Annotated in this window: 21 protein-coding genes and 1 tRNA gene; 11 read left to right on the top strand and 11 right to left on the bottom strand. The window is 60.2% G+C overall.

The window, feature by feature from the left end:
- Positions 1-296 precede the first annotated feature (296 nt).
- The 6 genes from ALFI_RS16805 (at position 297) to ALFI_RS01750 (ending at position 7,799) form a co-directional block, all read left to right on the top strand.
- The gene (locus tag ALFI_RS16805; protein WP_130062693.1) at positions 297-743 is read left to right on the top strand and encodes a hypothetical protein; all 447 of its coding nucleotides are present in this window, start codon (positions 297-299) and stop codon (positions 741-743) included.
- Between the two features lie 6 nt (positions 744-749).
- Positions 750-1,388: a hypothetical protein gene (locus ALFI_RS16800; RefSeq protein ID WP_014774539.1), complete on the top strand. Its 639-nt coding sequence runs from the start codon at positions 750-752 to the stop codon at positions 1,386-1,388.
- A gap of 177 nt (positions 1,389-1,565) precedes the next feature.
- The gene (locus ALFI_RS01765; RefSeq protein WP_014774538.1) at positions 1,566-3,395 is read left to right on the top strand and encodes a peptidase U32 family protein; all 1,830 of its coding nucleotides are present in this window, start codon (positions 1,566-1,568) and stop codon (positions 3,393-3,395) included.
- 9 nt (positions 3,396-3,404) lie between these two features.
- Positions 3,405-6,458 carry a beta-galactosidase, LacZ type gene (gene lacZ / locus ALFI_RS01760; protein ID WP_014774537.1) on the top strand — a complete coding sequence of 1,018 codons (3,054 nt, stop codon included), beginning with the start codon at positions 3,405-3,407 and terminating at the stop codon, positions 6,456-6,458.
- Between the two features lie 12 nt (positions 6,459-6,470).
- Positions 6,471-7,499, top strand: coding sequence for a class I SAM-dependent methyltransferase (locus ALFI_RS01755; RefSeq protein WP_014774536.1), 1,029 nt, complete (start codon positions 6,471-6,473; stop codon positions 7,497-7,499).
- A 12-nt stretch (positions 7,500-7,511) separates the two neighbouring features.
- Positions 7,512-7,799: a hypothetical protein gene (locus ALFI_RS01750; RefSeq protein WP_009598656.1), complete on the top strand. Its 288-nt coding sequence runs from the start codon at positions 7,512-7,514 to the stop codon at positions 7,797-7,799.
- A 70-nt stretch (positions 7,800-7,869) separates the two neighbouring features.
- Here ALFI_RS01750 and ALFI_RS01745 read toward each other — a convergent pair whose 3' ends face one another.
- The 9 genes from ALFI_RS01745 to ALFI_RS01705 form a co-directional block, all read right to left on the bottom strand.
- Positions 7,870-8,442, bottom strand: coding sequence for a chromate transporter (locus ALFI_RS01745; protein WP_009598663.1), 573 nt, complete (start codon positions 8,440-8,442; stop codon positions 7,870-7,872).
- Complete coding sequence (locus tag ALFI_RS01740) at positions 8,439-8,981, bottom strand: chromate transporter (protein ID WP_014774535.1); 543 nt, start codon at positions 8,979-8,981, stop codon at positions 8,439-8,441. Before ALFI_RS01740 ends, ALFI_RS01745 begins: the two co-directional genes overlap by 4 nt.
- A gap of 2 nt (positions 8,982-8,983) precedes the next feature.
- On the bottom strand, positions 8,984-9,748 hold the full coding sequence (locus ALFI_RS01735; RefSeq protein ID WP_014774534.1) for an NADH-quinone oxidoreductase subunit B family protein: 765 nt from the start codon (positions 9,746-9,748) through the stop codon (positions 8,984-8,986).
- Positions 9,749-9,759: 11 nt separating this feature from the next.
- Positions 9,760-11,271 carry a hydrogenase large subunit gene (locus ALFI_RS01730; RefSeq protein WP_014774533.1) on the bottom strand — a complete coding sequence of 504 codons (1,512 nt, stop codon included), beginning with the start codon at positions 11,269-11,271 and terminating at the stop codon, positions 9,760-9,762.
- Entirely contained in the window at positions 11,268-12,668 is a 1,401-nt protein-coding gene (locus ALFI_RS01725) for a hydrogenase 4 subunit F (protein WP_014774532.1), read from the bottom strand. Before ALFI_RS01725 ends, ALFI_RS01730 begins: the two co-directional genes overlap by 4 nt.
- Positions 12,669-12,672: 4 nt before the next feature.
- A complete protein-coding gene (locus ALFI_RS01720; RefSeq protein WP_009598611.1) occupies positions 12,673-13,302 on the bottom strand; it encodes a membrane protein in 630 nt (209 codons plus the stop codon).
- Positions 13,299-14,213, bottom strand: coding sequence for a respiratory chain complex I subunit 1 family protein (locus tag ALFI_RS01715; RefSeq protein ID WP_014774531.1), 915 nt, complete (start codon positions 14,211-14,213; stop codon positions 13,299-13,301). Before ALFI_RS01715 ends, ALFI_RS01720 begins: the two co-directional genes overlap by 4 nt.
- Positions 14,214-14,215: 2 nt before the next feature.
- The gene (locus ALFI_RS01710) at positions 14,216-16,201 is read right to left on the bottom strand and encodes a proton-conducting transporter transmembrane domain-containing protein (protein WP_014774530.1); all 1,986 of its coding nucleotides are present in this window, start codon (positions 16,199-16,201) and stop codon (positions 14,216-14,218) included.
- 82 nt (positions 16,202-16,283) lie between these two features.
- Positions 16,284-16,997 (bottom strand): 16S rRNA (uracil(1498)-N(3))-methyltransferase, encoded by a 714-nt coding sequence (locus tag ALFI_RS01705; RefSeq protein ID WP_014774529.1) that lies wholly within the window; start codon positions 16,995-16,997, stop codon positions 16,284-16,286.
- 95 nt (positions 16,998-17,092) lie between these two features.
- Here ALFI_RS01705 and ALFI_RS01700 point away from each other — a divergent pair, with 95 nt between their 5' ends.
- The 3 genes from ALFI_RS01700 (at position 17,093) to ALFI_RS01690 (ending at position 22,576) form a co-directional block, all read left to right on the top strand.
- Positions 17,093-19,264 (top strand): M3 family metallopeptidase, encoded by a 2,172-nt coding sequence (locus ALFI_RS01700; RefSeq protein ID WP_014774528.1) that lies wholly within the window; start codon positions 17,093-17,095, stop codon positions 19,262-19,264.
- 36 nt (positions 19,265-19,300) lie between these two features.
- Positions 19,301-21,421, top strand: coding sequence for a M3 family metallopeptidase (locus ALFI_RS01695; RefSeq protein ID WP_227042561.1), 2,121 nt, complete (start codon positions 19,301-19,303; stop codon positions 21,419-21,421).
- Positions 21,422-21,568: 147 nt separating this feature from the next.
- A complete protein-coding gene (locus tag ALFI_RS01690; RefSeq protein WP_014774526.1) occupies positions 21,569-22,576 on the top strand; it encodes a hypothetical protein in 1,008 nt (335 codons plus the stop codon).
- A 370-nt stretch (positions 22,577-22,946) separates the two neighbouring features.
- Here the strand turns inward: ALFI_RS01690 and ALFI_RS01685 are convergent.
- Positions 22,947-23,017 (bottom strand) — tRNA-Gln (locus tag ALFI_RS01685).
- Between the two features lie 138 nt (positions 23,018-23,155).
- On the opposite strand from ALFI_RS01685, the gene ALFI_RS01680 reads away from it, so the two are divergent.
- Positions 23,156-24,400 carry a nucleoside permease gene (locus ALFI_RS01680; protein ID WP_014774525.1) on the top strand — a complete coding sequence of 415 codons (1,245 nt, stop codon included), beginning with the start codon at positions 23,156-23,158 and terminating at the stop codon, positions 24,398-24,400.
- Positions 24,401-24,454: 54 nt separating this feature from the next.
- Here ALFI_RS01680 and ALFI_RS01675 read toward each other — a convergent pair whose 3' ends face one another.
- The gene (locus ALFI_RS01675; protein WP_014774524.1) at positions 24,455-24,898 is read right to left on the bottom strand and encodes a GNAT family N-acetyltransferase; all 444 of its coding nucleotides are present in this window, start codon (positions 24,896-24,898) and stop codon (positions 24,455-24,457) included.
- A 50-nt stretch (positions 24,899-24,948) separates the two neighbouring features.
- On the opposite strand from ALFI_RS01675, the gene ALFI_RS01670 reads away from it, so the two are divergent.
- Positions 24,949-25,818 (top strand): nitroreductase family protein, encoded by an 870-nt coding sequence (locus tag ALFI_RS01670; RefSeq protein WP_175282414.1) that lies wholly within the window; start codon positions 24,949-24,951, stop codon positions 25,816-25,818.
- Positions 25,819-25,821 lie beyond the last annotated feature (3 nt).

Below are 25,821 nucleotides of genomic sequence, written 5' to 3'. Positions count from 1 at the left end.
TTATATTTGCAGATATAACGAATAAAATCATTGCTTATGACATAAACGGCTGATCTAAATTGTGATTACATATAAAAAGCGTTAGCTTTTACTAGTCATTGGAACTTCGACACTTTCAAACGGCTACTAGAAAAGCGAAGACGCTCACGTTTCACGACGTGGGCTTTACTTCGTTGATAGCCAAGGTTGTCGAAGACCTCAATGATCAATGGAAGTTTTGTCCCACGTTTTTTATATATTTTAAGGACTCAAACTGAATTTGCTATGGGGCTGGCATGTAAATAATAAAGAATACTATGGATAGAACATTAAGTATGGTAATAGTGTCGTTTGTATTGGGGGCACTCGTAAGTATCACCATTCAAGCTTGTGGTGGAGATGAAAATAAATTTGAACAAGATTGCGGTAGTGGTAATTCCACGTCTTCAGCAAATTGTGAGTGTTCTTGGGAATCTCAGAATATGGCTTATTATGAAATTTGTGATGAAAATGGTCAGATTAGTAATCGTTGGGATTATGTTTATGACAATAAAGGGAGAATGGTAGAGGCAAAATCAGTGCAGTATCAGAAAGGTTATCCTAGTGGTAAAAGATATTTAAGTTTTGTAAATCATAGTGTGTATACTTATTCTGATTCAGGCGATTGTAGGTACGGAAGGACTGTTTCGACTCTTTATAATGAGGATGGAAGTGTGATGCGTGAAGACCAAAGTAGTGAAAAGATGATTTTATACATAAAATAGAAGTTTATGCGAAAATATATGATGTTACTTGGAAAAGAGAGTTTCTGGTTATTGGGGGTAGCTGCGATTGCTTTCTGTGTGGGGATTATTATTTCAGTGGATTGGTTGACGAATATATGTTGGTCAATTGTTGCAGCAACGATTGTCTATGGAGTGACTGTAGTTTTATCTCGGTATTCAGAGCGTAAATATCGGAGCATATTTTTACGCAAATATGTCAGTGCCTTATTGGAGGTAGGAGTAAATCTGTTTCAAAATATTACTTCGAAAAATAGCTCGGTAATTCCATTAGATGTGGATATTGAAAAAGCTTGCCAAACTTTGGATTTGTCCATATCTCCCTCTTTAGCATATCATTTTCATGGAGATGATTTTAATTGGATGAGATATCTGGATGATTGCCGTTCGCAGATTGAAAGTAATGTACATGAGATTATTATGATAGCTCAACTTGATTATCCTGAATTTGGTGTTGTTGTTGATAATTTATATGATAATTTTAAGAAAGTACATCGTTCTTTTTATTTAGCTTACTATATGGAAGATGGATGTAAGAAAGCATCGACAGTCCCTTTTTTAGCGAGTAATGTAAAGAATTTGGCTTCTTCTTTTTTGAAAGTTAAAGAGTATGTGGAAGTTTTTTAATTGAATGAATGCTTGAATTAAGGAAGTGAGGTTTCCTAGATTGCTATTGATAGTAGGTTTTTGATATGTGATTTTGTGATATTTTTCAAGAACGGTTATCAATTCTTTGTCTTGTGTTTTTTCGGCTTCGGCTCCGGTTTTTGTCGGGGAATTTGTTATTTTTGCAAAAAATAAAGCATGAACTTCGTCGAACTACTCGCTCCCGCCAGAGATTTGCAGTCGGCCGTCGCTGCCGTGGATTACGGCGCCGACGCCGTCTATATCGGCGGTGCGAAGTTCGGGGCGCGCCATGCGGCGGGCAACAGCGCGGAGCAGATCGCCCGCGTCGCGGAGTATGCCCACCGTTACGGCGTGCGGGTGCATGCCACGCTCAATACCCTGATTTACGACGACGAACTGGAGACCGCCGAGCGGCAGGCCCGCGAGCTGATCGCGGCCGGGGTCGATGCGCTCATCGTGCAGGACATGGCTCTGCGGCGGATGGATCTTCCGGTCGAGCTGCACGCCTCGACGCAGGTGTGCAACATGACGCCCGAACAGGCGCGTTTCTTAGGCGAATGCGGTTTTGCCCGCGTGATTCTCGAACGGGCGCTGTCGCTCGACGAGATACGGGCGATATGCGCCGCGACGAACGCCGAAGTGGAGTGTTTCGTCCACGGGGCCATCTGCGTGGGTTACAGCGGCCGCTGTTTTCTGTCGCGGTCGATGTCCGAGCGGAGCGGCAACCGCGGCGCATGCAGCCAGCCGTGCCGCCTGACCTACGATCTGACCGACGGCTGCGGACGCACCTATCTGGCCGGAAAACACCTGCTCTCGGTCCGCGACCTGAATCTTTCGGCACACGTCGGCGAGCTGCTGGATGCCGGCGTCAGGTCGCTGAAAATAGAGGGGCGTCTCAAAGACATCAATTATATCCGCAATACGGTGGCCTATTACCGCCGCGCGGTGGACGATGCGCTGGCCGTGCGGCCGCACCTGCGGCGTGCTTCGGCCGGTGAAAGCGTCGCGGACTTCACGCCCGATACGGCCAAGAGTTTCACCCGCGGGGAGTCTGAATACTTCTTTGCGGGCAAACGTGCTGGCGTGGCGTCGTTCGACACGCCGAAGGCCGTCGGCGAATATGCGGGCCGCGTGACGCGTGTCGAAAGGACCCGTTTCCGGCTCGACCGGGTGCATACGCTGGCCGCCGGCGACGGCATCTGCTTCCTGACGCCGCGCGGACTGGTCGGAACCAATGTCAATGCTGCCGACGGCGACTGCGTGACGCCCAACCGTATGGAAGGGATCGCTCCGGGATGCGAGGTCTACCGCAATTACGACCACCGCTTCAACCAGCTGCTCGAACGGAGCCGTACGCGGCGCGTGATTCCGGCCGCGGCCGTGGTGACGGCGTCGGCGGAGGGGGTGACGTTCCGCTATACCGACTGCGAAGGGGTGGCGGCTGTCGCCGAACGCCGCATCGCTTTGGAACCTGCGAATAATGCCGAAGCGAACGCCGCCGCCCTGCGGACGCAGGCCATGAAAAGCGGCGATACGATTTTTGCGGTGCGCTCGGCCGAGGTGCAGGGAGCCGAATGGTTCGTTCCGGCGTCGCTGGCGTCGCAGCTGCGTCGCGAAGGGCTTGCCGCCCTGCTGCAGGCCCGGCTGGCGCGGGGCGTCGAGCACCGGATTCTGCCTGAGGGCGCGGCGGAGTATCCGTCGGAGACGCTTTCGGCCGAGGAGAATGTCACCAACCGTCTTGCCGAAGCGTTTTACCGCGACCACGGCGTCCGGCAAATCGAGCGGGGGCTCGACCTCGCGGCCACGACCGCCGGGCGTCGGGTGATGCGCTCGGCCTACTGCATCCGCCGCGAAATCGGCGAATGCCTCAAGGAGCGGCCGCGGCTGAAGGGCGATCTTTGGCTGGAGCGCGGCGCGAACCGCTACCGGCTGGAATTCGATTGCGTCCGCTGCGAAATGAGCTTGGTGGACTGCACCCGTAAAGAGACTGCGAAACCAAAACCATAACCATAACCGATGAAAAAGACTCTCTTGATCCTTGCGGCGGCGCTTTCGGGCGCGTTGGCCGCTTCGGCCCAGACCGGCCGCGAATGGCAGGACCCTGCCGTCAATGAAATCAACCGTCTGCCGATGCACTCGACCTTTGCGGCGGGCGAGAGCATGCCGCTCGACGGCGTGTGGAAATTCCACTGGGTGCGCAACGCTTCGGAGCGTCCCTCCGGTATCTGGCAGGTGGATTACGACGATGCGTCGTGGGGCGCGATGCCCGTGCCGGGGATGTGGGAGCTGAACGGTTACGGCGACCCGCTCTACGTGAATGTCGGCTATGCGTGGCGCGGCAATTTCGAGAACAATCCGCCGCACGTGCCCGACGCCGAAAACCATGTCGGTTCCTACCGGCATACGTTCGAGGTGCCGGCATCGTGGAGCGGCAAGGATATTTTTCTCTCGATCGGCTCGGCGACGTCGAACGTCTATGTCTGGATCAACGGCCGTTTCGTCGGCTACAGCGAGGACAGCAAGCTTGCGGCGGAATTCGACGTCACGAAATTCGTGAAGCCGGGCGAAAACTTGATCGCCCTGCAGATGTTCCGCTGGTCGGACGGCACCTACCTCGAAGATCAGGACTTCTGGCGCTTTTCGGGCATCGCCCGCGGCGTGACGCTGACGGCCCGCGACAAGGCGCACCTGAAAGACGTGCGCATCACCCCGACGCTCGACGCCGATTATAGGGACGCCCAGCTGCACGTCGAAGTGGAGACGACCCCGCGCGTGAAATCGGTCGGCCTGACGCTGCTGGATGCGGCGGGCGAGGCGGTGGCCGAACAGCAGATCATGCCGGCGGGCGGCAAAGCGGGGTGTCTCTTCCGTGTTGCCGATCCCGCGAAGTGGTCGGCCGAGGCGCCTAACCTCTATACGCTCCGGATCGACGTGTCTGACGGGCGGAACGTGACCGAAACCGTGACGCAGCCCGTGGGCTTCCGTTCGGTGGAGATCCGGAATGCCCAGCTGCTCGTAAACGGACAGCCCGTGCTGATCAAGGGCGCCGACCGTCACGAGATGGACCCGATCGGGGGTTATGTGGTGAGCCGCGAGCGGATGATCGAGGATATCCGCATCATGAAGGAGATGAACATCAACGCCGTGCGTACGAGCCACTATCCCAACGATCCGCAGTGGTACGAACTCTGCGACGAGTACGGCATTTATGTCGTGGACGAAGCGAACGTCGAGTCGCACGGCATGGGCTACGGCGAAGAGACGCTGGCCAAGGTGCCCGCCTTCGCGCAGGCGCATATGGAGCGCAACCAGCGCATGGTGCTGCGCGACAAGAACCACCCCTCGGTCATCGTCTGGTCGATGGGCAACGAGGCGGGTATGGGGCCTAACTTCGAGGCCTGCTACCGCTGGATCAAGGATTACGACGCGTCGCGTCCGGTGCATTACGAACGCGCCGTGTACGATCGGGACGGTGCGTTTACCGATATCATCTGCCCGATGTACTGGGACTATGCGCAGTGTGAGAAATACCTGAAGAACAACCCCTCCAAACCGCTGATCCAGTGCGAATACGCGCATGCCATGGGCAACTCGATGGGCGGTCTGGACCACTATTGGAAACTGGTGCGCCAATATCCGTCGTATCAGGGCGGATTCATCTGGGACTTCGTCGATCAGGGACTCGCCCGCTACGAAAAGAACGGCCGCGTGTCGTTCCTCTACGGCGGCGATTTCAACAACTACGACGCGACCGACAATTCGTTCAACTGCAACGGCATCATCGCGCCCGACCGCACGTGGCATCCGCACGCCTACGAGGTGAAGCGGCAGTATCAGAATATCTGGACCGAGCTTCTCGATCCGGCGCAGGGTCGCGTGGAGGTGTACAACGAGAACTTCTTCGTGGGGCTGGACGATTACGAACTGACGTGGGAACTGGTCGCCGACGGTCGGGTCGTGAAGGCCGGTCGTATCGGCGAACTCGATGTCGCGCCCCGGCAGCGGCGCACCTATGCGCTGGGCTTCACCTCCGCCGATTTCTGCCCGCAGGCCAAGGAGCTGCTGGTGAACGTGGCCTACAAACTGAAAAACAAACGGCCGCTGTTGGACATCGGCCATACGGCGGCGCAGCAGCAGTTCGTCGTGCGTGAGTACGACTGCAAAGCCGGGTTCGGCCTTGCTGCGTCGGAACGTCCCGTCGAGGTGACTGCATGGGAGCGCGGCACGCGGGTTGCAGGCCAGACGTGGGAGATGTTCTTCTCGCGCGACGGCTTCCTCTGCGCCTACGACGTCGATGGCCGTGCACTGATGGCCGAAGGCGCCGAGCTGCGTCCGCAGTTCTGGCGCGCTCCGACCGAGAACGACCTCGGCGCAAAGCTCGACCGCAAACTCGCGGTCTGGAAGAATCCCGAACTGAAACTCACGAAATTTGACGCCGGTGTGAAGGACGGCGTGGCGGTCGTCGAAGCGCTTTACGAGCTTCCAGCCGTGAAAGCGACGCTGGCGCTGACCTACCGGATCAACGGCGCGGGGGAAATGGAGGTGACGGAACGGATGACCGCCGGCAAGTCGGCCAAGGTTCCCAACCTGCTGCGCTACGGCATGACGCTCACGATGCCGGCGCGTTACGGCCGCGTGATCTACTACGGTCGCGGCGAACATGAAAACTATGCCGACCGGCTCTCGTCGGCCGATCTGGGGCTTTACGAACAGCGTGTCGCCGACCAGTATCACGACGAATATGTGCGTCCGCAGGAGTCGGGCACCAAGAGCGACGTGCGCTGGTGGACCGTGGCCGACAGTTCGGGCACGGGGCTGACGATCCTCTCCGACGCTCCTTTCTCGGCATCGGCGCTGCCCTATGCGACGGCCGATCTCGACGTGTCGAACTTCCCGCCCCAGCAGCATTCGGGAACGCTCACGGCGCGCGACGCGACGTTCGTGAACTTCGATCTGCGGCAGTCCGGACTGGGCTGTATCGACAGCTGGGGACAACTGCCGGAGGAGCGGTTCCGGGTGCCTTACGGCGACTATACGTTCCGCTTCCTGCTCAGGCCGACGATAAAATAAAGAAGATTTTTTATGCAAGAACAGCTGACACCCGCTTTCGGGGATTACGAATTGATCGACACGGGCGATTTCGAGAAGCTCGAACGCTTCGGGCGTTACGTTACGCGGCGTCCCGAACCGCAGGCTATCTGGCGGCGGACGCTCTCCGAGGAGGAGTGGCGCCGTGCGGCCGATGCCTCCTTTCTGCGCGATACGCGCAGCGAGGAGCGCGGCGAGTGGCGTCTCGGTCCCGAAATGCCCTCGCGCTGGACGGTGGATTACGCCTATAAGGGGATGCGGCTGCGCATGCGGCTGGGACTCACCTCGTTCAAGCACGTCGGCATCTTCCCTGAGCAGGCCGCCAACTGGAATTTCATCTACGACAACTGCCGGGCGCTGGCGTCGGGCGGAGCCGCTGCGATGGGGATTGCGGGCGGAAAGGCGCCGGATGCGATGCCGGACACAACCGCTCCTGCGGGCGCTCCGGCCACAACCGCATCCGAGGGCGTTCTGTCCGGAGCGGCGCCGAAGGGCCGGACTGCGCCGCGAAAACCGGTTACGCCCCGCGTGCTGAACCTTTTCGCCTATACGGGCGGCGCGAGCCTTGCGGCGCGTGCCGCCGGGGCGGAGACGACCCATGTCGATTCGGTGAAGCAGGTCGTGACGTGGTCGCGCGAGAATATGGAGCTGAGCGGGCTGGACGGCATCCGGTGGATCGTCGAAGACGCGCTCAAATTCGTCCGGCGCGAAGTGCGGCGCGGCAGCCGCTACAACGGCATCATCCTCGATCCCCCGGCCTACGGCCGCGGCGCCAACGGCGAGAAGTGGATTCTGGAGGAGAATATCTGCGAGATGCTCGCCTGCTGCGCGCAGCTGCTGGAGCCGCAGGGGGCGTTTCTCGTGTTGAACCTCTACTCGATGGGCCTTTCGTCCACGCTGGCCCGTACCGCCGTGCGGCAGGCCTTCGGCGCGCCGCTCGAAGAGCAGTACGGCGAACTCTGTTTCACCGACCGCGCAGGCAAGCAGCTGCCGTTGGGGACCTATTACCGTTTCATCCGCTAAAAGATTTCGATTATGGCTATTCTGACTCTGTTGTTCGGTTTGTTGAGCGGCTGCCTGCTGGCTGTTCTGGTGGGTATCATCGGCAGCCGCCGGCGCATCGGCTTCGGGCTGGCTTTCCTGCTGAGCCTGATCTTCACGCCGCTCGTCGGTCTGATCATCACCCTGCTGACCGATCCGCTGTCGGGCGGCGATCAGCGCTGGGGCTGTATCGGCACGTTCATAGCCGTTCTGGGGCTGTTGTGTCTCGGAGTCTTCCTGTTCCTGCTGCTGGCGGGTGCGGCGGTCGTCGCCGTGGTGTGATCGGCGACTGTTGGGAAAACATCGGCCGGGGCGTATGCGCTCCGGCCGTTTTTATAGGAGAGGGACGGGGTCAGAATACGTAATAGATCAGGATTCCCGCCGCGGCCGAGAGGGCGATCAACAGAATGGGATTCACTTTTTTGACCGAAGAGATGAAGACGCCGCCGAACAGCGCCCAGCTCCAGCCGTCGATGAAATTCTGCTCGTCGGGGGCTTTGCTATGGGGGAACATCAGCAGCAGCGCCGCCGACGCGATCATGCCGATCACCACGGGCCGCATGCCTTTCATGGCTCCTTCGACGAGCGGATTTTGCTTGAGCCGCAGGAAGAAGCGCGTGATGAGCAGCATCAGCGTCAGCGAGGGCAGGCATACGGCGAATGTCGCCAGCGCCGCCCCCAGAATGCCGCACCACTCGTTTCCGGCCTGTGCGCCGACGGTATAGCCGACGTAGGTCGCGGAGTTGATGGCGATGGGGCCGGGCGTGATCTGCGAGACGGCCACGATGTCGGCGAATTCGGCGTTGGTCATCCATGCGTGCTGGACGACCACTTCGTTCTGGATCAGGGAGAGCATGGCGTATCCGCCGCCGAAGCCGAAGAACCCTATTTTGAGGTAGCTTGCGAAGAGTTGCCAGAAGATCATTTTTTTGCCTTTTTAGTGATGAGCAGCGTCCATGAAATGCCGATCGCGGCCGCGGCGATCAGGATGTAGATCGGCGACCAGCCCAGATACCATACGGCGAAGGCCGCCGCCGCGATGACGAAGAACATCGACCAGTGCATGCCGCGTGCGAGCGAAAAAACCGGCACCACGATCAGCGCAACGACAGCCGGGCGCATGCCCTTGAAGGCTGCGTCCACGACCGGATTGTGGCGGATGTCGGCGAACATCAGGGCAATTGCGAGGATGATGACGAACGACGGCAGGACGCTGCCCAGCAGTGCCGCGACGGCGCCTTTGAGACCCCGCATCTTGTAGCCGACGAATACCGAGGTATTGATGGCGATCGGTCCGGGAACCGACTGCGCGAGGGTCAGCAGGTCCAAGAATTCCTTGTGCTCGATCCATCCGCGCTTGGCGATCAGCTCCTGCTCGATGAGCGGCAGCATGGCGTATCCGCCGCCGAAGGTGAAAAGCCCGATCTTGAAGAACGAGGCGAAAATCGTTCGGAGTCGTTGCATGGTCATTCGCGTTTTTTCTTGCCTAACAGGTTGAGGATGCCGTCGATGAAGGTCATCGGATGAGTCGGGGCGCCCGGCAGCCAGAGATCGGCGGCGTGCGTATCGAAGAAGGTGCGGTCCACGGCGCGGCTGCCGGCGAACAGGCCGCCCGAACAGGCTTCCGAGCCGCAGACGACGAGGATTTTGGGGTCGGCAACGGCGTCGCAGCAGATCCGGAGCGCTTCGGCCATATTGACCGTGATCGGACCCGACACCACCACGCCGTCGGCATGGCGGGGCGAAGCGGTGAAGCCGATGCCGTAACGTCCCAAGTCGAAATTGACGTTGCCCGTGGCGTTGAGTTCCATTTCGACCGATGCGTCGCCCCCGGCGCAGACCTCGCGCAGTTGGAGCGAGCGGCCGAAGTAGCGGCCGATTTCGGGCCGTACGGCCGCGGGGTCGAACCGCACGCATTTGTCGCCGGGCCGCACGACGAGTCCTTCGCGCGTCGGCGAGCCGATGCGGTAGTCGTTCGTGAAGCGGATATTGCGCGGCGCCGTGCGGGCGCATTCGCCGCAGAAGAGACAGCGGCCGAGGTCGAGCGAGAGCGGCGCGGTGGTCAGCGCCCCGGTGGGGCAGATTGCCGCTGCCCGTTCGAGGTCCGCGGTGTCCGGGGTTTCGGTCAGTTCGGGCCGTCCGCGGAACTCTTCGGTCAGTTCGACGGCGTCGAGATCGGGAATGTATTGTTTCCCGTGGCTGCGCAGTACTTTTATTTTCGGTAGTATCATGTTTTTCGTCTTTACAAATCGTGGCCGCAGTAGGAGAGGTTGAAACTCTTGTTGCAGATCGGGAAGTCCGAAATGCCTTCGCCGCGCACGGCCAGCGCCAGCGCCAGCCAGTTGTGCAGGCTGGGGTCCTTGATGCGGCAGGCGGCGATCCGGCCTTGGGCGTCGGTCAGCAGGACGTGGCACGTTTCGCCGCGCCATCCCTCGATCAGCCCGAACGCGAGCGAATCGGGTGCGGGCGGAGCGGCATAATCGGGTGCAGGCAGGCTTCCGGGGACATAGTCCGCCAGCAGGCGGTCGATATACCCGGCCGATTGCAGCACCTCGCGGCAGCGCACCATCAGACGCGCCATCACGTCGCCGTGGCGTTTGACAATGCTTTCGTGCCGGATCGTTCCTGCGAAAACGCCCCACGGGTGCGTGGCGCGGATGTCGCGGGCCGCGCCGCTCGCGCGGGCCGCCTGACCCACGCCGCCGATGCGGAGCATCTCCTCGCGCGGCACGATGCCGCACTGCTCGAAGCGGGCCAGCAGCGTCGGCGACGACTTGATGTCGCGGCGCACTTCGTCGTAACGGCGGGCGATCTGCGCGACGTTGCGGCGGATCGTTTCCGCCTTTGCGGCCGTCAGCGGATGGTTCGTGCCGCCGGGGCGGATCAGCCCCTTGCCGAAGCGGTTGCCGCACCACGCCTGCGTGGTGTTGATCGTCATTGTCCGGAGCGCTTCGCAGGCCACCTGCCCCAGCTGGTAGCCGACGTCCATGCAGAGCGCGCCCGTGTCGGCGATCTGCATCGCCATCCGTTCCAGTTCGAGCGCCACGGCGCGTTCGACGCCGAGCCGTGCGGAGGGGACGCCGCCCGTGAGTTTCTCGACCGCCGACGCGAACGTGGCGGCGTGGGTCACGGCGCTGTCGCCCGCGACGGCTTCCGCGAGACACATCTGCCGCAGGCGGTTGGCCGTAGTCTCGAATTCATGCTCGACGCCGCGGTGCTGGTATCCCAGCGCGATTTCGAGGTGGAGCACCTGCTCGCCGTTGCAGATGAAGCGGAACGCGCCCGGTTCGATGATTCCCGCATGAATCGGGCCGACGTTCACTTCATGCAGCGAACGGCCCTCCATCGTGTAGAAGGGGTAGTTGTCCATCGTACTGCCGCGGTCGAACCGGTCGAACGGAAAACGCAGCGGCTTGGGCCACGGCATGCCGTCGAAACGCACACCGTAACGTTCGGCGATGTCGCGCTCGAACGGATGCACCTGCGGGTGCAGGGCCGTGAGCGAGGGGAGTTCCTGCTCGTCGTAGTACTCCATGGCGTGCGACGCGATCAGCACCTTGGCCTCCGCGTCGTCGAGCAGCAGGCAGAAGAACCGGAGCCGGTCGCCGAGCGGCAGGGCGAAATAGTGGGCTATATGGTAACGCGCGTCGGCCAGCTTGGCGGCCAGATCGGCGTAGAATTCGGCGTACGACGCTTCGGGAATTTCCGACAGCGGTACGGCGGGGGCTGTATTATCGGTTATATAATATTTCATAACGCGGCGATTTCGGTGATGATCCGTTGCAGAAGTTCCGGCTGCCACATGCCCAGCACGATGGCGACCGCGAGCAGCGACAGGGCCGACCACGAGAGTGCCTTGTGGGCTTTCGAGGGGTGCAGACGGTCCTGATTGGGCTGGTAGCAGAGCCGGATCAGACGCGATCCGAACGAGTAGATGACGATGCACATGAGCAGCAGCAGTGCCGCCACGAGCCACCAGTTCCGGTCGGTGATGACCTGCTTGAGGATCATCAGCTCGGAGACGAACAGCGGCGAGGGCGGGAAAGCCAGCAGTACGACCATGCCCGTCAGCAGGCCGACGGCCCCGACGCGGTTGATGCGGATGTAGTCGCCGATGCGGTTGATGCGGTAGCTGTCATACACCTGCCGTACGACGGCCATCTGCAGGAAGAGACTGCTTTTGACGAGCGTATGGCAGAATACGTGGAACAGCGCCGCCCATACGCCGATGCCGCCGATGCCCAGTCCGATGGCGGCGATGCCCATGTTCTCGACGGTGGAGTAGGAGAGGAAGCGTTTGTAGTTGTTGGTGCGGCGCAGGAAAAGCGCGCCCACGCCGAGCGAGAGAATGCCCACGATGAGCAGTACCGAGCGCACCCACGGGAAAACCTCCGTTCCGGCGAGCAGTTTGTAGACGCGCAGCAGCGCGAGGAATCCGGCGTTGACCACTCCCGTGGAGATCAGCGCAGAAGCAGGCGCGGGGGCTGCGAAATTGGCGTCTATGCCGACCGTGTAGAGCGGGAACAGTTCCAGTTTGCAGCTGTATCCGCTGAGAATCAGCAGGAAGGACGTCTTCAGGTAGAGCGGGTTGCCCGACGAGGCCGCTTCGGCGACGGCTTCGTACGAAAGCGTTTCGCATTTGGTCGCGGCGGCCAGCAGCAGGATGCCCAGATAGGCCATGGCGATGCCCGTCGAGCAGACGAAGACGTATTTCCACGCCGCTTCGAGCGCCTGCGCCGTGCGGCGGTGGTAGATGATGCCCGCCGAGCAGAGCGTCGTCGCTTCGAGGAAAATCCACGTTACGGCGAGGTTGTTGGCGAAATAGGCTCCGGCGATGGCCGTGGTGAGCAGCATCAGCAGGGCGAAATAGAGACGGTAGGAGCGGAGGTCCTCCCCTTGCAGGTAGGCTTCCGAGTGACCGAAGACGTACATCGAGACGACGACGAGCAGCAGGTAGAAGAGCGTGCCGAGCGCGTCGAAGGTGAAGAATGCGGCCGAGGTCGTGTCGTAAAGCCCGCCCCAGAGCAGCAGGCCCGCGGCGGCGATCTGAACGGCGTAGAAGAGTATGCCGGCGGCGAGAACCGCACGTTTGGTCCGGGCGAAGAGCGCCGCGACGGCGATCAGGATGCTGGCGATCAGGTAATATATCATGGCGTCAGTCCTTTACGTTGGTGAGTGAATCGGCGTCGTCGGCGTGTATCTTGCCGTCGATCTTGGTGAAGAAGATGCCCAGCATCAGCACCGAGATCAGGATGTCGAGCAGGATGGCGATGTTGATGAGCAGCGGCATTTCGACGCCTATGGCCATCGAAAAGAGGAAAACGCCGTTCTCGATCACCAGAAAGCCGACCATGTGCGAGAAGATGCGCGAGCGCAGGACGATCAGGATCAGGCCGCTCAGCAGGGCGTATAACGCCACGCCGAAGAATACGAGGTCGATGGCCGAGTCGGCGATGTAGTAGGTGATCGAGGCGCTGACCGCCAGCGCCATGAGCGACAGCAGGAGCGAACCCGACTGCGACGATCCGGAGCGGCGTACGCGGTTGATCTTGGTTTTGCGGATCATGGCGAAGAGGATGGCCGGGACCAGCAGGGCCTTGAACGCCAGCGTCTCGATGGCGATGAAGATCAGTTCCAGCGGATTGATGGCGTGCAGGCGCAGCAGGGCGACGGCGAAGAGAATCCACCCCTGCAGTCCGATGATCGACGCGAAGTTGCGGAAACGTTCGGTGATCGCCAGATAGACGAGCGTGATGACGTAGAGTATGACCAGCGGGAGTATCATTGGATGCTGATGTTTAGTTGCAGCAGGTAGCCCGTGAAGAAAACCAGAGCCGCCAGAGCCGCGATGGTGAGAATGAATGTGGTGTTGCGCGAGAGTTTGTTGCGGGCCTGCGTCGATTCGACCACGCCGACCGAGAGTCCGGTGAGGAGTACCGCCAGCGGCGCCGCGGCCCACCAGTGGGGGCATAGCGCCGCCGTCACGGCGTCGGCCGCCAGCATCGAGAGCGCCGCGGTTTTGAGCCACCCGGCGATTTTGATCATGCCCAGATCCGTGCCGCAGTAGTCGAGGCACATCACTTCGTGGATCATCGTCAGTTCGAGGTGGGTGCGGGGATCGTCCACCGGTACGCGGCCGCTTTCGGTGAAGACGATCTTCACCAGCACGTAGGCCGTGAGCACCAGCAGGACGGTCAACTGCAGGTCGCCCGTCGCCGCTTCGGCGAAGATCCGGGCGAACGACGTGTGGCCCGCCAGCAGGGCCAGCGTGCCGGCCGTGAGCATGAGCGCCGGTTCGACCAGCGCGCCGTAGAGGGCTTCGCGGCTTGCGCCCATGCCTTCGAACGAACTTCCGGTGTCCATGGCGCCGAGGATCAGCGCGAAGCGGCCGAGAGCCATCAGGTAGGCGAAGCAGACGATGTCGCCGTCGAACGACAGCAGGGGTTTCAGCTCCCCGACGGGGATGAAGAGCGCGGCGACGATCGCCGAGCCGAGGTAGACCGACGGCACGGCGCGGAACAGCGCCGAAGCGGTCGTCGAATAGACTGCGCCTTTGCGCAGCAGCAGGCGCACGTCGAAGAGGTGCTGGGCGAAGCGGATGCCCCGGCGGCCCGCCAGCACGGCCCGCGTGCGGTTTATCAGGCCCGGAATGCAGACGGCCGTCAGCAGGATCAGGAGTGTATTGAGTGCCGTCATCGTCAGATCAGGTTAAAGATGGACAACAGGAATATCAGGACCAGAAACGCCAGTGCGAAGAGCACGTAGTGGTTGATCTTGCCCGTACGCAGGCGCATGGCGCGCTTGTTTATCACGCGCAGCAGTTCGACCCACCACGCCGCGAAAAGTTTGTCGAAGCGGTCCTTGTGGCGGATATCGAAGTTGTGCGCGGCAGGGAAAATCTCGCCTTTGCCGACGGCGCTGCCTTCGCCGCTGTTCTGCGTGAGCGACGTGGCGATAGACTGCAGTCCTTCGGAGTAGGATTCGCCGCTGTACTGCATCCGCACGTTGGGCGAGGTGAAGCCGCAGCCCCATGTCGCGCCGTCGGTCACCTTGCGCGTGCGCAGGGCGCGGCTGCGAAGCCATGCCAAGAGTCCGACGACCAGAATCAGCAGCCATGCCGTGCGGCTGACGGCCGCCAGCGTGGGCGACAGCAGGTAGTCCGCCGCATCGGCGGGGTGGTGGATGAAAAATCCCGCGGCGCGGGTTACCGCGCTCACGGCGGTCTGCGGAAAGAGTCCGATGAAGAGAATTCCGGCCAGCGGCAGCGCCATGGCGGCGATGCGGAAATTATCGACCTCGGAGGCTTCGGCCACTTCGTGCGTGCGGGGTGCGCCGAGGAACACCGTGCCGTAGAGTTTGGTAAAGGCCAGAATCACAACTCCGCCGATCAGCGCCAGTGCGGCCAGTCCGGCCGCCGAAGCGAGCACGTCGCTGCCCGAAGCGATGCCGTCGAGCATGCCGAGGTAGATCAGCAGTTCCGAGACGAACCCGTTGAGCGGCGGCAGGGCGCAGATGGCCGTCGTGCCGGCCAGAAACAGCAGGCCCGTGACGGGCATGTGCCTGCCCAGCCCTCCCAGCGCGTCGAGCGAGGTGGTGTGCGTTTGGGAGAGTATGTTGCCGGCTCCGAAGAAGAGCAGCGATTTGAACAGCGAGTGGTTGAGCGTGTGGAGCAGTGCGCCCGAAAGTCCGCAGATCGCCGCGAGCTGGTTGCCCGAACTCTTGCCCAGCGCCGCGATGCCCAGTCCGATCAGGACGATGCCGATGTTTTCGATCGACGAGTAGGCCAGCAGCCGCTTCACGTCGTTCTGCGCCGCGGCGAGGATCACGCCCCAGAGTCCCGTGACGATGCCTGCGACGAGCAGGATCAGGCCTGCGGTGCGGAGCGTCGGCAGGTCGGCGATCTGCGCCGTGACGCGCAGGATGCCGTAGACGCCCGTCTTGATCATCACGCCCGACATCAGGGCGGAGACGTGCGACGGGGCGGCGGGATGCGCTTCGGGCAGCCAGACGTGCATCGGGAACATGCCGGCTTTCATGCCGAAGCCCGCGAGGAAGACCACGAACAGCGGCAGGGCGGGCTGCGTGCGGAAATATTCGCCCAATAGGGCGAAGTCGGCCGATCCGCAGACGCTGTCCAACCGCACGAAGCCGATGAGCAGCAGGGCGAATCCCACGTGCATCATGATCACGTAGGCCAGCGCGGCGCGGCGCACTTCGCGGCGCTCGGCGTCGAACAGGATCAGCAGGAACGATGCGACGGTCATCAGCTCCCAGAAAAAGAGAAACGAAAATCCGCCTTCGGAGGTCACTACGCCCAGCATGGCGTAGAACATCGTCGCCAGCGCGGTGTAGTGCAGCGAGATGTGGGCCGGGGATTTGCGTCCGAGGTAGTGCGCGAGATATCCCCGCGAGTAGAGCACCGCGGCGACGGCCCCGACCGAGACGATCAGCGCGAACAGCGCCGAAAGAGGGTCCATCGAGCCTGCGTCGCTTCCGAAGAGGAAGACGTCGGTCGCCCACAACCGTACGGTATGTCCGCCGGCAAGCACTCCGACGGCTGTTGCCGACGCCCAGAGCGCCCCCGCCGCGACGACTGCCAGCGTCGCCCACACCTTGGCCTTGAGAGGGGCGGCGAATATCAGCGCCGTCACCACCGCCAGCGCGAGAAGTGAATAGAGAAACATGAGCTATTTGTGTGTAATTATACTGTTTATACCGTGCCGCCTTGCGGCGGAACCGGCGATGCGGACCGTTTTGTCCGTATCGCTAACCGTTTGCCACGGAGACCATCACCACTGCGGCCACTGCAGCCGTTTCGGTGCGCAGCCGCTGCGCGCCGAGGGTTATCTCCTCGAATCCGTTCGCGCGTGCGAAGGCGATCTCTTCGGGCGAAAAATCGCCTTCGGGACCGATCAGGATCAGCGCCGCCTCGCCCCTGCGGAGCGTCGCCGGGAGGTAGGCTTTGCCTTCGGGCGACTGCGCCGGGGCGCAGTGGGCGATGAACTTGCGCCCTTCGAAGGGCATGGCCGCCGCTTCGCCGAAAGGCGTGAGCGGACGCAGCGTGGGACGGTAGGCTTTGAGCGACTGCTTCATGGCCGCCGTGATGACCCGTTCGCCGCGTTCGGGCTTGAAGACCCGGCGTTCGCAATGCTCGGTTTCGAGCGGGATGATCGTGCCGACACCCACTTCGGTCGCCTTTTCGAGGAACCATTCGAAGCGGTCGGCGTTCTTGGTCGGCGCAACGGCCATCGTCAGCGAATAGGGGAGCGCCTCCCACCCGGCGCGGGTCTCCGTGACGCGCACCGCGCAGCGTTTCGGATTGTCGTCCGTAATCTCGCAGCAAAATAAATTGCCCCTCCCGTCAGTTATATGAAGGGTATCTCCGCGTCCCAGACGCAGCACCCGCACGCAGTGTTTCGACTCCTCTTCGCTCAGCGTATGGAGGGGCGGCGTGATGTCGGGGGCGTAAAAAAGTTGCATACCTCTTATAATTTACTAACTTTGCAACATTGTACGGATGCCTTGCGCGCGTCCGTATTTTCAGCTCGCAAAGTTACATAAAATAACATGAATAGATGAAACGTATTGCAGGTTTATTCACAACACTCTTACTGCTTATGGCACTTGCGTCATGCAACTCCCCGAAAAGCGCCGGGGAGAATCCCTTCTTCACCCAGTGGGACACGCCTTTCGGCGTGCCGCCCTTCGATAAGATCCGCGCCGAACACTTCATGCCCGCCTTCGAGCGCGGCATGTCGCTGCACGACGCCGAGATCGACGCCATCACCTCGAACAACGACGAGCCGACGTTCGAGAATACGATTCTGGCTTACGACAACGCCGGACAGATGCTCGCGCAGACCGAGCTGATTTTCGGCATGCTCTGCGCCGCCGAAACCAACGAACGGATGCAGGCCCTGCAGGAGCAGGTGATGCCCCTGCTCTCGGCGCACCGCGATAAGATCCGGCTCGACGAGAAACTTTTCGCCCGCGTGAAGGATGTCTATGACCGGCGCGCGTCGCTGGGACTCGACGCCGAGCAGAGCCGACTGCTCAGGAAGACCTACGACGCTTTCGTGCGCTCCGGCGCCCTGCTCGACGCCGGACAGAAAGCCCGGCTGAAGGAGATCAACGGCGAGCTGTCGCTTACGGCCGTGAAGTTCGGCAACAACATTCTGGCCGAGAACAACAACTTCGCGCTCGAACTGACGGCGGACGATCTGGAGGGACTGCCTTCGGGTGTCCGCGACGCCGCGCGCGAGAAGGCGCAGGCGATGGGCAAGGGCGACAAGTGGGTCTTCACGCTCCACAAGCCCAGTCTGATTCCGTTCCTGACCTATTCGGCCAAGCGGGACCTGCGCGAAAAGATCTACAAGGCCTACCTGAACCGCTGCAACAACGGCGATCAGTACGACAACAAGCAGCTCATCAACGACTTCATCCGTCTGCGTACGGAGAAGGCCAAGATGCTGGGCTATCCGTCGTACGCCGCCTATGTCGTGGCCGACGAGATGGCCGGCACGACCGATGCGGTCTACGCGCTGCTGGACCAGATATGGACGCCGGCGCTCGACCGCGCCGGGGAGGAGCTGGCCGAGATGGACAAACTCCTGCAGAAGGACGTTCCGGGCGCGACGTTCGAGTCGTGGGACTGGTGGTATTATGCCGAAAAACTGCGCAAGCAGAACTATGCACTCGACGAGGAGATGCTGCGTTCCTATTTCTCGCTCGAAAACGTGCAGGGCGGCATCTTCTACCTCGCCAACCGGCTTTACGGCATCACCTTCCAGCCCATCGTGGCGCCGCTCTACCATCCTGAGGCGATCGCCTACGAGGTGCTCGACGCCGACCAGTCGCATCTGGGCGTGCTCTATTTCGACTTCTTTCCGCGTGACGGCAAGAGTCAGGGGGCGTGGTGCGGCAACTATGTCGAACAGACCTACCGGGACGGCGAGCGCGTCGCTCCCGTGGTGAGTATCGTCTGCAACTTCACCCGTCCGGTGCGCAACACCCCTGCGCTGCTGACGCTCGACGAGACCGAAACGCTCTTCCACGAATTCGGCCATGCGCTCCATTTCCTGTTCCACGACGTGAAATACCGCGGACTCACGGAGGTCGAGGGCGACTTCGTGGAGCTTCCGTCGCAGATCATGGAAAACTGGGCTTTCGAACCCGAAATGCTGAAACAGTACGCCGTGCATCACCGTACGGGCGAGGTGATTCCCAAATACCTCGTCGATAAACTGCGCCGGAGCGAACTCTTCAATCAGGGTTTCGCCACTACGGAGCTGATCGCCGCGTCGCTTTCCGACATGGACATCCACTCGACCACCGACTACGAACCGTTCGACCCGATGGTCTTCGAACGCCGGGCGCTCAACGAGAAGCGCGGCCTGATTCCGCAGATCGAACCCCGCTACCGTTATCCCTATTTCAGCCATATTTTCGACGGCGGCTATTCGGCGGGCTACTACTTCTATACGTGGGCCGAAGTGCTCGACAAGGATGCGTTCGCGGCCTTCCGCGAGAGCGGTGACCTGTTCAACAAGAAGATCGCCGCCGATTTCCGCACCAAGCTCCTCGCCCGCGGCGGTTCCGAGGACGGCATGACGCTCTACCGGGCCTTCCGCGGGGCCGATCCCGACAAGCGGGCGATGCTCCGCGGCCGCGGCCTGCTCGCCGAACCCGATCCGCAGCCGGACGAAGAGGCCCCGATCCCCCTCGAACCGGAATCGGACGGGCAATAGACGAATCGTGAAAAATAACCCAATATTTGCAGTAACATGAAAAAAGCACTTATCATTATGACCTTTTCAGCTATGGCGGCAGGCTGCGCCGACAATTCGATTCCCAAAGCGCAGCTGCCCGAACTGGATACCACCAACCCCCTGCTGGCGGAGTGGAACACGCCCCACCAGACGCCGCCGTTCTCGCAGATCGAGCTTTCGGATTACGAGCCTGCGTTCGATGCGGCCATCGCCTGCTCGCGCGCCGAGATCGAGGCGATCGTCAATAACCCCAAGAAGCCGACCTTCGGCAACACCATCGTGGCGCTGGAGCGTCAGGGGGCGCTGCTCGACCGCATTTCGGGTGTTTTCTACAACCTGCTCGAAGCCGCGACCTCGGACCAGATGCAGGAGATCGCGCTGCGCGTTCAGCCCAAGCTCACCGAGCTGTCGAACGACGTTTCGCTCAATCCGGAGCTTTTCGCCCGCGTGAAGGCGGTTTACGAGAAACCCGGCCGCGGTCTTTCGAAAGAGGACAGGAAACTGCTGGAAGACACCTACCAGAGCTTCGCCCGCAACGGCGCCGCCCTTTCGGACGCCGATAAGGAGCTTTACCGCAAGTATACCTCCGAGCTGTCGGCCGCGACCCTGCAGTTCGGCCAGAACGCGCTGGCCGCAACCAACGCCTTTACGATCAACATTACCGATCCTAAGGTCGTTGCCGAACTGCCCGCATTCGTCCGGGAGGGTATGGCCGCCGACGCCAAGGCGCGCGGCGAGAAGGGTTGGACCGTGACGCTGCAGGCGCCGAGCTATGTGCCGTTCATGACCTATTCGTCGAACCGCGCCCTGAAGGAGAAGCTCTGGCGCGCCTACAATTCGCGTGCGCTGGGCGGCGAGAACGACAACACGCAGATCGTGAAGCAGATCGCCAACCTGCGCCTGAAGATCGCCAACCTGCTGGGTTACAAGTGCTACGCGGATTACGTGCTCGAACGCCGCATGGCCGAGAATACTCCGACCGTCACGGCATTCCTCGACGAGCTGCTCGGCGAGACCAAAGCCTATGCCGACAAGGATTACCGGATGATCGGCGACTATGCCGCTTCGCTGGGCTTCAAGGGCCAGCTGATGCCGTGGGACTGGGGCTATTACAACGAAAAATACAAGGACGAGAAATATGCGCTCAACGACGAGGTCGTGAAGCCCTATCTGAAGCTCGAAAACGTCAAGAAGGGCGTGTTCATGCTCGCCAACAAGCTTTACGGCCTGAATTTCACGCCCAACGACAAGATCGAGGTCTATCATCCCGACGTGACGGCCTATGACGTAACCGACGAGAACGGCCGCTTTATGGCCGTGCTCTACCTCGACTTCTTCCCCCGCGAGTCGAAGCGTTCGGGTGCGTGGATGACCGAATTCCGCGGCACGAAGATCGAGGACGGCGAGGAGACCCGTCCGCTGGTGTCGCTGGTGATGAATTTCACCAAACCCACCGAGACCGCGCCGTCGCTGCTGACGTTCGACGAGCTGGAGACTTTCCTCCACGAGTTCGGACACGCCCTGCACGGCATGCTGGGCGAGGGCAAATACGAGTCGCAGACCGGCACGAGCGTTTACCGCGACTTCGTGGAGCTTCCTTCGCAGATCATGGAGAACTGGGCTACCGAGAAGGAATTCCTCGACCTGTGGGCCGTGAACTACCAGACCGGCGAGCCGATTCCCGCCGAAATCGTGGAGCGCATTATCGCGGCGCAGAACTATCTGGCCGCCTACCTGAACGTGCGTCAGCTGTCGTTCGGCCTGACCGACATGGCATGGCATACGATCACCGAGCCCTTCGAGGGCGACGTCGAGCAGTTCGAAGTGGCGTCGATGGCTCCTTCTCAGGTCCTGCCCGTCGTGCCGGGAACGGCGATGGCTCCGGCTTTCGGCCACATCTTCTCAGGCGGTTACGCTGCCGGCTATTACGGCTACAAGTGGGCCGAGGTGCTGGAAGCCGACGCTTTCTCGCTTTTCAAGGAGAAGGGCATCTTCAACCGCGAAGTGTCCGGATCGTTCCGTGAGAACATCCTTTCGAAAGGCGGTACGGAGCATCCGATGGAGCTGTACGTACGCTTCCGCGGCCACAAGCCTGAGACCAAGGCGCTGATCGAAAAGATGGGGCTGGGTAAGTAAGACCGCCGCATCCGAGACAAATGAAAGGGAACCTTCCGAGAAGGTTCCCTTTTGTTTTATTTCTTGTCCGAAAAATATCAATTTGTCAATATTTTACTAAATTTGCGGTTGGGATTGAGAATTTGATTTAGATTTAACACTTGTACTATGCCTCTTGACAAACTGAATGCGGCGCTGATCGCCGCTATTCAAAACGGTACCCCGGAATATACCAATCCGGCAGCCATACTGACCGATAAACTCAACATCGGCCGCGAAGCGGCTTACCGCCGTCTGCGCGGCGAGGTGCCCTTTACCTTCGGGGAAGCGGCCGTTCTTTCGGCCCAGATGAATTTTTCGCTCGACCGCGCTGTCGGTGCCGTCGATTTCGGAAACGTGCTTTTCCGTCTTAGCTTTAACGATTACCATACGGCGCTCGAAGACTATACGGGCGTTATCGATCAGGATACACTTTTTTACCGGGAGGTGTCGTCCGATGCCGATGCGGAGCAGGCTATCGCCGGAAACTCGTTCCCGCGGATGCTTTACATGCGCTACGAAGGACTGACCAATTTCAAACTCTTCAAGTGGCTTTACCAACAGGGGCTTGTCGATTGTTCGACGACTAAATTCGAGGATATGAAAGTTCCCGATGCGCTTTTGCGGAGTTACCGCGACCTGCTGAAGGAGGCGCAGCTGATGCCTGCGACGACGCTGGTGTTCGACGGCAGCTGCACCAAGCGCTGGGTCAATGCCATCTGCGCGTTCCGCAACATGCACCTGATAACCGACCAAAGCGTCGAGATGCTGAAGGGCGAACTGCTGCAGCTGCTCGACGAGCTGGAGGAGATAGCCGTTGCCGGACAGTTCCGCAGCGGGAAGCCGGTGTCTATTTACATATCGGACATGGATATCGAGGCGACTTACTGCTATGTCGCGGCGCGCCACTACCGTGCGAGCTGTATCGAGGCGTTCTCGATCAATTCGCTGCGAAGCGCCGATCCGGGCATGTTCGAGCATGTCAGGCGTTGGATTACGTCGCTGAGCCGTTTTGCGACGCTGGTTTCGTGCAGCGGGGAGCTGCAGCGGATTCATTTCTTCAAGCGTCAGCGTGCGATCGTGGCAGAATTGGAAAGGGAGGGCTTAGAACCCTCCCCCGAAGTCTTCCAGGAATAAACGGAACCTTGCGTCTAGCTCCATATGTCTATCCTGTGCTTCAAATCCTGACGGATTTTCCACTTGCGTCACTTTTGCGGGTGTAACCCGCCCCTTGCACAATCCCACTTGAATTCTTCATATCTCCTGTGCAATACAAACGTACTGCATTTCGGCGGGTCAAACAAGACGGAAAACAGAAATCGAAGGGAGTTTGTGCGCCTTATTTCGAAACAGCGGCGGGGTGCGGCCGCGCATTGTGAAAATCGGCGGTCCGGTTTTTGCCGCAGTGTCGATTAGCGGTATCGGGCCTGCGGATTGTTTCGGAAATCGAAACAGCGGAATCCGGCGGATAAAATGAAAAAAGCGAGGATAATTCCTCGCTTTTCAGTTGAGCTACCTGGATTCGAACCAAGAATAACAGGACCAGAATCTGTTGTGTTACCATTACACCATAGCTCAATGACGTTTTGGTGATGCAAAAGTAGAACTTTATTTTTCAATTGCAAAGAAAATTCCGAAAAAAATTTCGTACATTTGTTTTAATCGTTTCCGAACTAAAATGAACCTGAAATTAAAATAACGTAAAATCAGAGAATTATGGGAATTAAGTTTCGCCTTATCGTTATGAACTTCCTCCAGTACGCCATCTGGGGCTCGTGGCTTATTTCGCTGGGCGCCTATCTGGGCGGCGGACTCGACTTCACGGGACTGCAGATCGGCAGTTTCTTCGCGACGATGGGCATCGCTTCGCTGTTCATGCCTGCCGTAATGGGAATCATAGCCGACCGCTGGATTCCGGCGCAGAAGCTGCTGGGCATCTGCCACCTGATCAGCGGCGCCTTCCTCGTGGCGGCGGCTTCGCAGACGGCCTATGCGCCTTTGTATAGTTGCATGCTGCTGAGCGTGATGTTCTACATGCCGACGATCGCGCTGTCCAACTCGGTGGCCTACAACGCCCTCGATCTGGCGAAACTCGACACCGTGAAACACTTTCCGCCGATCCGCGTGTGGGGGACCGTGGGATTCATCGCCGCGATGTGGTTCGTCGATCTGACGCATATCGGCGGCATCCAGATCAAGCTCACCGCTTGGCAGCTCTATGTTTCGGCGTTCCTGTCGTTCGTGCTGGCCGTCTACTCCTTCTCGCTGCCCGGATGTCCCGTGGACCGCAACGTCAAGTCGCAGTCGTGGATCGACACGCTGGGGCTGCGCGCATTCGCGCTTTTCAAGGAGAAGCGTATGGCCGTCTTCTTCATCTTCTCGATGCTGCTCGGCGCCGCTCTGCAGATAACCAACGCTTTCGGCGATACCTATATTCAGAACTTCGGGTCGATGCCGCAGTATGCCGATTCGGCGATCGTGAAACACTCGGTGATCCTGCTGTCGCTCTCGCAGATGTCCGAGACGTTCTGCATCCTGCTCATCCCGTTCTTCCTCCGGCGTTTCGGCATCAAGAAGGTGATGCTGATTTCGATGCTGGCGTGGGTGCTCCGCTTCGGATTCTTCGGCATCGGCAATCCCGGTTCGGGCGCGGCGTTCCTGATCCTCTCGATGGTCGTGTACGGCGTGGCGTTCGATTTCTTCAACATTTCGGGTTCGCTGTTCGTCGAGAAGGAGACCAGCCGCGAAATCCGTTCTTCGGCGCAGGGCGTCTTCATGATCATGACCAACGGCTTCGGCGCCTTCTTCGGCTCGTACGCTGCAGGCGCCGTCGTCGATGCGTGGGGCTGGCCCGATTCGTGGTACATCTTCGCAGGCTACGCCCTCGTGGTGGCCGTGGTCTTCGCCTTGGTGTTCAAATACAAGCACAACCCCGCGGAGATGGCGTCGGTGAAGCATTAATCCTAAAAACGATTCCGGCCGCAGGGATTTCCTTTGCCGCCGGAATTGTTTTTGTTACCGTCTCAGCATCCTGACATGCGGGATGCCGGCTTCGAGGTAGGTCCCGGAAACGGCTTCGAAGCCCAGCGATGCGTAAAATCCGACGAGGTACTCCTGCGCCGAGATGCGGACGGGCTGCGGACCCCACGTCCGGGCGATATGCCGCAGGGCTTCGTGCATCAGGCGGCGGCACAACCCGCGGCGGCGGTAACCGGCGTCTACCAGCACCCGTCCGACGGATGCCTCGGCGCCGACGATCCCTGCGGGGATGATCCGCAGGAATGCGACGACGCGGCCGTCCTCCTCCGTCCAGAGAAAGACGCTCTGCGGATCGACCTCGTCGGCGTCGGGTTCGGTGATGTGCTGTTCGAGGAAAAAGACGGCTTCGCGGGCCTGCACGATGCGGTGGTACTCGGCGGCGGAGATTTCGCTGAAATGTTTGATGACGATGGGGTGCATGCTGTTTGTCGGATAGATGCCAAAGATATTGAAAAAATTTGAAAGATATGATGGAGAATACGATTCGAGTAAATGATGCGATCTGCATCCGCTGCGGCCGCTGCGTGAAGGTGTGCCCGTCGCAGATTTTCGTTCAGGAGAAGGCCGGGGCTGCGGTGACGCTGCATAAACCCGAAAACTGCATCGTCTGCGGCCATTGCGCGGCGGCATGTCCCACGGGGGCGGTCGAACATGCCGATTTCCCGGCGGAGAAGGTGCATCCGATCGACTATGCGGCTTTGCCGACGCCCGAACAGGTCGAACTGCTGCTCGCCGTGCGGCGTTCGAACCGCGCTTTTTCCCAGCGTCCCGTGCCGCAGGAGTATCTGGACCGCATCGTTGCCGCCGCCGACCGCGCGCCGACGGCGACCAACGCCCGCCAGCTGGGTTATACGCTGGTGACGGACCCCGCTATGCGGCGCGAAATCGTCGAATATACGCTGGGCGTTTTCGGCCGGATCGTGAAGCGTCTGTCTAACCCGCTCGTGCGGCCTTGGCTGAGCCGGCTGCTGCCGGGCGTTTACCGTTACATTCCGGCGTTCAGACGGATGCGCCGCGAATATGCGGAGCAGGGCGTCGACCGCATTTTGCGGGGTGCGACGGCTGTGCTGTTCATCCATGCGCCCAAGGAGAGCCGCTTCGGCGCCGAGGACGCGAACCTCGCTTATCAGAACGCCTCGCTGACGGCCGAATCGCTCGGTGTGAGTCAGGTCTACATGGGATTCGTGCTGACCGCCGTGCGGCAGGACGGGAAAGGCGGGCTGAACCGGATGCTGGGACTTCGAGACCGCCGTATCTGCGCTGTCATGGCGCTCGGCATGCCGCAGTTCCGCTATCCGAACTACATCGACCGCAAAGAACCTGAAGTCCGGAAAATTTAGCTC

Origin of the sequence: Alistipes finegoldii DSM 17242, from assembly GCF_000265365.1 — a bacterium.
Taxonomy (GTDB): Bacteria; Bacteroidota; Bacteroidia; order Bacteroidales; family Rikenellaceae; genus Alistipes; species Alistipes finegoldii.
Note: the sequence above shows the minus strand (reverse complement) of the source record. Positions and strands in the feature narration are given on the sequence as shown.

Coding starts and splice junctions, on each gene's coding strand:
- ALFI_RS16805 (WP_130062693.1), top strand. CDS start 297: ATGGATAGAACATTAAGTATGGTAATAGTGTCGTTTGTATTGGGGGCA.
- ALFI_RS16800 (WP_014774539.1), top strand. CDS start 750: ATGCGAAAATATATGATGTTACTTGGAAAAGAGAGTTTCTGGTTATTG.
- ALFI_RS01765 (WP_014774538.1), top strand. CDS start 1,566: ATGAACTTCGTCGAACTACTCGCTCCCGCCAGAGATTTGCAGTCGGCC.
- lacZ (WP_014774537.1), top strand. CDS start 3,405: ATGAAAAAGACTCTCTTGATCCTTGCGGCGGCGCTTTCGGGCGCGTTG.
- ALFI_RS01755 (WP_014774536.1), top strand. CDS start 6,471: ATGCAAGAACAGCTGACACCCGCTTTCGGGGATTACGAATTGATCGAC.
- ALFI_RS01750 (WP_009598656.1), top strand. CDS start 7,512: ATGGCTATTCTGACTCTGTTGTTCGGTTTGTTGAGCGGCTGCCTGCTG.
- ALFI_RS01745 (WP_009598663.1), bottom strand. CDS start 8,442: ATGATCTTCTGGCAACTCTTCGCAAGCTACCTCAAAATAGGGTTCTTC.
- ALFI_RS01740 (WP_014774535.1), bottom strand. CDS start 8,981: ATGCAACGACTCCGAACGATTTTCGCCTCGTTCTTCAAGATCGGGCTT.
- ALFI_RS01735 (WP_014774534.1), bottom strand. CDS start 9,748: ATGATACTACCGAAAATAAAAGTACTGCGCAGCCACGGGAAACAATAC.
- ALFI_RS01730 (WP_014774533.1), bottom strand. CDS start 11,271: ATGAAATATTATATAACCGATAATACAGCCCCCGCCGTACCGCTGTCG.
- ALFI_RS01725 (WP_014774532.1), bottom strand. CDS start 12,668: ATGATATATTACCTGATCGCCAGCATCCTGATCGCCGTCGCGGCGCTC.
- ALFI_RS01720 (WP_009598611.1), bottom strand. CDS start 13,302: ATGATACTCCCGCTGGTCATACTCTACGTCATCACGCTCGTCTATCTG.
- ALFI_RS01715 (WP_014774531.1), bottom strand. CDS start 14,213: ATGACGGCACTCAATACACTCCTGATCCTGCTGACGGCCGTCTGCATT.
- ALFI_RS01710 (WP_014774530.1), bottom strand. CDS start 16,201: ATGTTTCTCTATTCACTTCTCGCGCTGGCGGTGGTGACGGCGCTGATA.
- ALFI_RS01705 (WP_014774529.1), bottom strand. CDS start 16,997: ATGCAACTTTTTTACGCCCCCGACATCACGCCGCCCCTCCATACGCTG.
- ALFI_RS01700 (WP_014774528.1), top strand. CDS start 17,093: ATGAAACGTATTGCAGGTTTATTCACAACACTCTTACTGCTTATGGCA.
- ALFI_RS01695 (WP_227042561.1), top strand. CDS start 19,301: ATGAAAAAAGCACTTATCATTATGACCTTTTCAGCTATGGCGGCAGGC.
- ALFI_RS01690 (WP_014774526.1), top strand. CDS start 21,569: ATGCCTCTTGACAAACTGAATGCGGCGCTGATCGCCGCTATTCAAAAC.
- ALFI_RS01680 (WP_014774525.1), top strand. CDS start 23,156: ATGGGAATTAAGTTTCGCCTTATCGTTATGAACTTCCTCCAGTACGCC.
- ALFI_RS01675 (WP_014774524.1), bottom strand. CDS start 24,898: ATGCACCCCATCGTCATCAAACATTTCAGCGAAATCTCCGCCGCCGAG.
- ALFI_RS01670 (WP_175282414.1), top strand. CDS start 24,949: ATGGAGAATACGATTCGAGTAAATGATGCGATCTGCATCCGCTGCGGC.